Source organism: Bacillus sp. AY18-3 (genome assembly GCF_008042305.1).
In the GTDB taxonomy this organism is placed as follows: Bacteria; Bacillota; Bacilli; order Bacillales; family Bacillaceae_G; genus Bacillus_A; species Bacillus_A wiedmannii.
The window spans coordinates 1-5,006 of the sequence record NZ_QKQR01000041.1 but is presented as its reverse complement, the minus strand read 5'-3'; the positions used below and the strand labels follow the sequence as shown (position 1 = coordinate 5,006).

The following is a 5,006-nucleotide window of genomic DNA, read 5'->3' as shown; positions in this document are numbered from 1 at the left end:
TCTTTTGACTTGTGTTTTTTCGTGTTTAATAAAGCATGAGCATTTTGTACACATTTAGAACTTGTATCGGTGTATTGAGAATTAAGAAATATGATATATGCGGAATGGATATAGTTTGTATACACATTCGGTCTCTGTCCAAGGGGTGTTTAATTTTTGAGCTGTGTCGTACGGTAAAGATTAAAATTGCTTGAAGAACATTTGGATTATTAATGATGATTTACTCCCGCTATGCCATATTGGAGTAGGTAGTACTTGATGTGAAATGGATAAAAAACCGATATTCTAACTTGAATATCGGTTTTTTATCTGTGACTTATATGAATTTATAGCAATACGAAAAGCGTAAATAAGATAGCTAACAAAATACGATAGTATGCGAAAGGTTTTAAGCCTATCTTTTCTAAAAGCTTTAGGAATGTTACTACTGCTAACATTGCTACTATAAAAGAGGTAATGAATCCTACCACAAACATAGGGATATCATTGACACTTAAATACTTCCAGCTTTTTAACAAGTCTAAGCCTGTAGCGCCTACCATTACAGGAAGAGCAATGAGAAAAGAGAACTCAGATGCAGTTTTATAATTTACTTTTGCTAATAGACCTCCAGAAATAGTAGAGCCAGCTCTAGAGAAGCCGGGGTATACTGCTAAGCATTGAAATAATCCAATTGTTAATGCTTGACGGTATGTTAAATCATCCAGTGAATAGGAGGTTGCCTCTTTCTTCTTTACTTCTGCAAAGAGCATAAGAATTGCCCCTGCTACAAGTCCAATTACGACAGTATAGGGCTGAAATAAGTAAGTTTTAATAACACCATGTAGTAGTAAACCAGCAACTACTGCTGGAAATACGCCAAGAAATACATGGAATGCGTTGAATTTCTTCTCTTTCCGCAGAAGAGGTTTAATATTACATAAAGAAACGAGGCGTTTATGATATAAAATTGCAATAGCTAAAATTGCCCCTAGCTGTATAACAATTTCAAACGTTTTCGCTCTTTCTCCTTCAAAATCTAATAAATGCCCGACTAATATAAGGTGACCAGTAGAAGAGATAGGTAAAAATTCGGCTAACCCCTCTACGATACCGAGTATGAAGGCAATAATGATATCGCTCATCGTTTCACTCCTATAAATTAATGAATGTCTACTCTTTTGAAATAGAATAGTGTTGCAAAAAATCCTGAAACCGCTGTTGCTGCAATGATGATATAAGAATATTCCGGTGGATATGTGGGTTGTAATTCATTATTTGCGATATCAAGAGTAGCGGTCCACGGAAATAAATCTTTATGTTTGGAGTTTACGAGCATAAGATTAGTCATTGTAATAATGACTGTTAATATAATAGGTGGTACATAGCTCTTCATTACAAGAGTTAGTAGCACAATAGGTGAAGACAATAGAAAGAGAAGTCCACCACAGATTAAAAATTTTAGAAAAGAACCTAAAAATAAAGCAGTGTTAAAACCAGGGAAGTTCCCCAATAGCCCTAATATTAAAGTAAGTGCCCAAGCGACTAAAGTTAGCATCATGATCCAAAGAAAAAGAGTGATGAACTTACTTATAATAAAGCTAATACGCGATACGGGGATAGTTAGTAAATTCTTTAGTGTGTCTTCTGCATATTCACGGGTAAACAGATAAGCAATTACTACTCCATATAAGGGGAATCCTATCACTAAAGTAGTATATAAGTTAACATCAGTAAATAATTGATGGAACCAAATAGTCGGAGTGGGCTGTTTGGTTTTTATATGTATATAAGAAGCTACTACGACTAAGAAAGGTGCGACACCAGCCCCAATAATGCTAATTAAAAACATATTAGAGCGTTTTAGTTTTAGTAGTTCTGTATAGAGTAGATTAACCAATTGTTCCACCTCCAACTAATTTAGTGAAATAATCTTCTAATCTATCTTCACTTATCATCATTTTTAATACTTCTACACCGTTTAGAACGAACGTTCTGTTGATGTATCCTTGTTGTCCAAAATGAGAATAAATACGAATATTCCCTTCATCATGTACTTCATAATCAAAGATTTGAAGCTGATTTTCTAATAGCATTGCGGCTTTGTTTTCATTATTCACTTGAAATTCTATGTACTTACGGTTTGCTTTACGTAGCGTATTAAGAGAAACTTCTTCTAGTAACCTTCCTTCATGAATAATTCCCATACGATCAACTAATTGTTCTACCTCAGCTAATATGTGACTGGAAATAAGTATCGTTATATTTCTTTCCTGAGCTAAAGATTTAATAAGTTTTCGCATTTCTTTAATACCAATGGGATCGAGCCCGTTAGTTGGTTCATCTAGTATGAGTAATTCGGGATAATGGAGAAGGGCACGTGCAATACCTAGGCGCTGCTTCATTCCTAAAGAATACTTCCCAACTAATTTTTTTGTTTCATGCTGCAATCCCACTATTTCTAATGCTTCTTCAATAGCATTCTTTTTGTGAATCCCAATTATCTTTGTATTAATTAATAAGTTTTCTTTTGCAGTTAAGTTTTCATAAAACCCTGGAACCTCAACGATAGAACCAATTCTTCTTAAAATATCTTTTTGATTTTGAAATAAGTCCTCTCCGAATATTTCAATATTTCCACTTGTAGGTTTTATAAGACTGAGTAGCATACGAATGGTTGTTGTTTTGCCCGCACCGTTTCGTCCTATGAATCCATAAATCTCGCCTTGTTGAACATTAATATTTAGATTATCTACTGATTTTTGTGTGCCATACACTTTAGTAAGGTTAGTCGTTTTTATAATTGTATTTATAGGAAACACCTACTTTCTATAAGTTCTTAATTACATGATAAGAAGGAAGGCTTAACTGCATATTAATCATTTCTTAACTATTTCTTAAAAGAAATGTATTTTGGAATGGAAAAGCCAAAAGTAGTTCGTTTCCATGGAGTACTTTCAACCCATATATGCCCACCATTTCTCTCAACGAGTGCTTTAGAAATTGAAAGCCCGAGACCGCTACCACCAGAAGAGGAGTTTCTCGATTGTTCGCTTCGGTACATTCGTTCAAATACGTTTTGTAAATCATGTTTTGGAATACCAGGGCCTTTATCCCAAATAAGAAGTTCATAGTCTGTATCGGTTTCTAGTAGTTCGATCCCTAATGTTTTCCCATCTTTTCCGTAATAAATGGCATTTTTTATCAAATTACTCATAATTCGCATAAGGCTAAGGTGGTCTGCAATGATAGGGCAAGTAGATTCTGGTATGAGAACCTGTAGTTCGAGATTATGTTTTGAGAGTTCAGGTAAAAATTCAATCAAAACTTCTCTAGTAACTTCAGAAAAGTCGAGTTCCTCTTCTTTTAGTGGAAATTCATTGGCGTCTAGCTTTGCCATATTGAATATTTCATTAACTAGATGTTTTAAGTTATTTGATTTCATATAAAGTATTTTAAGATATTCTTTCTTTTCTATTTCAGAAACAGCAACCCCATCTTTTAAAGCGTCGATATATCCAATAATAGAGGTGAGTGGTGTTCGGATATCGTGCGAGATACTAGACAAAAGTTGTTTTCTAGATTCCTCGGATCTTTTTGCTTCGATCCGAACCCTTTCTAATTCAGCTATTAGTTCGTTTATTGAAAAAACGATACTATGTAATGAGGGGTCATTGCTTGTGAATAATCTCGTTTGTAAATTTCCTTTTAGTACACGACCTAATTTTGTGTCCACTGATTTGCGATGTTGAATGAATTGTATTCTTGAAAAGAAGAGATACATTGTAATTAAAATAAGGGTAATAAATAAAGACATCTTTCCTTTTGGGCCCATTTGTATATTTAAAAGCCCGCAAATGATAAGTTGTAATGAAATAAGGAATAGGGTTTTATCAGTCTTCAAGTTTTTCACCTACAAACTTATAACCAATTCCCCATACAGTTTGAATGAATTTTGGATTAGAAGGATTGATTTCTATTTTCTTTCTAAGTTTTCGAATATGTACCATAACGGTATTATCGTCTTCTATATAATTATCGTCCCATACATTTCGAAAGAGCTGTGTTTTTGTAAATACTTGTCCTGGGTTTGAAGTAAAGAATTTCAACAGTTCCAGTTCTTTTCCGGTTAAGCTGATTTCTTCTTTATTTGTATGAACTGTGTATGTATTTAAATCGATAGTTAGTCCTTTGAAAGCTAAAATTGTTTTCTCTTGTGCAGTAGTGTTACTTCCAAGAACTAAAAAACGCCGCATAAGAGCCTTTACTCGTGCAACTACTTCGTGAATACTGAAAGGTTTCGTAATGTAATCATCAGCGCCAATGCTTAAACCTAAAATTTTATCAATTTCGTGATCTTTAGCGGTTAGCATTAATATAGGTACGTTAGTTTTATCTCTAAGTTTTCTACATACTTCGATACCATCTACTTTCGGCATCATAAGATCTAATATAACGAGGTTATAGTTGTTTTGATTAAATAATTGCAAGGCTTCTTCACCATTAACCGCAGTATCTACCATATATAATTCTCGTTCTAAATATATTTTTAATAAATTTCGGATTTCTTTATCATCGTCTGCTATAAGGATACGTATATCTTTCATATTTTCACCTGCTTCTAATAGAGTTTTATTGCTAGTACAACAACTCTCTAATTATATACTAGTATTTGTTAAAATAAGGTTGCTAGTTTTGTTGGAGGGACATGTCTACAAGAATTAAGTCTAGAGTTCAAATGAAATCGAATATGTTTTGGAAGAATAAATTAAAGAGAAGCAGAAGGTGGTTTCTAGTAATGACTCTTTGTAGAGGCATATCTAGCTAAAAGAGCATAAAAATATTAAATTGAATATCTTTATAAAAAGGTGTTGACGATTTCACCTTAGAGGTGTAATATAGGACAAGTCGCCGATGCAATAACGCAGAACGCGGCAAACAAAATGAAAAACTTAGTTGACATTGAAAGATGAAAATGTTAACATAAGGAAGTCGCAAATGAGCGATCAAGTAGTTCTTTGAAAACT

General features: G+C 33.6%; 5 protein-coding genes. All 5 read right to left on the bottom strand.

The features are described from left to right. Positions 1-326: 326 nt before the first annotated feature. The 5 genes from uppP to DM800_RS27745 all read right to left on the bottom strand — a co-directional run bounded on the left by uppP (position 327) and on the right by DM800_RS27745 (position 4,586). Positions 327-1,124: an undecaprenyl-diphosphate phosphatase UppP gene (gene uppP, locus DM800_RS27765; RefSeq protein ID WP_001279953.1), complete on the bottom strand. Its 798-nt coding sequence runs from the start codon at positions 1,122-1,124 to the stop codon at positions 327-329. 17 nt (positions 1,125-1,141) lie between these two features. Further along, positions 1,142-1,879, bottom strand: coding sequence for an ABC transporter permease (locus DM800_RS27760; protein ID WP_000247712.1), 738 nt, complete (start codon positions 1,877-1,879; stop codon positions 1,142-1,144). Further along, entirely contained in the window at positions 1,872-2,801 is a 930-nt protein-coding gene (locus tag DM800_RS27755; RefSeq protein WP_000484005.1) for an ABC transporter ATP-binding protein, read from the bottom strand. The genes DM800_RS27760 and DM800_RS27755 overlap by 8 nt, the downstream gene beginning before the upstream one ends. A 68-nt stretch (positions 2,802-2,869) precedes the next feature. Beyond that, the gene (locus DM800_RS27750) at positions 2,870-3,883 is read right to left on the bottom strand and encodes a sensor histidine kinase (protein WP_147788081.1); all 1,014 of its coding nucleotides are present in this window, start codon (positions 3,881-3,883) and stop codon (positions 2,870-2,872) included. Beyond that, on the bottom strand, positions 3,873-4,586 hold the full coding sequence (locus tag DM800_RS27745; protein ID WP_046953851.1) for a response regulator transcription factor: 714 nt from the start codon (positions 4,584-4,586) through the stop codon (positions 3,873-3,875). The genes DM800_RS27750 and DM800_RS27745 overlap by 11 nt, the downstream gene beginning before the upstream one ends. Positions 4,587-5,006: the final 420 nt, after the last annotated feature.

Excerpts from the sequence above, each read along its gene's own strand:
- DM800_RS27745 (WP_046953851.1), bottom strand. The coding sequence starts at position 4,586 with ATGAAAGATATACGTATCCTTATAGCAGACGATGATAAAGAAATCCGA.
- uppP (WP_001279953.1), bottom strand. The coding sequence starts at position 1,124 with ATGAGCGATATCATTATTGCCTTCATACTCGGTATCGTAGAGGGGTTA.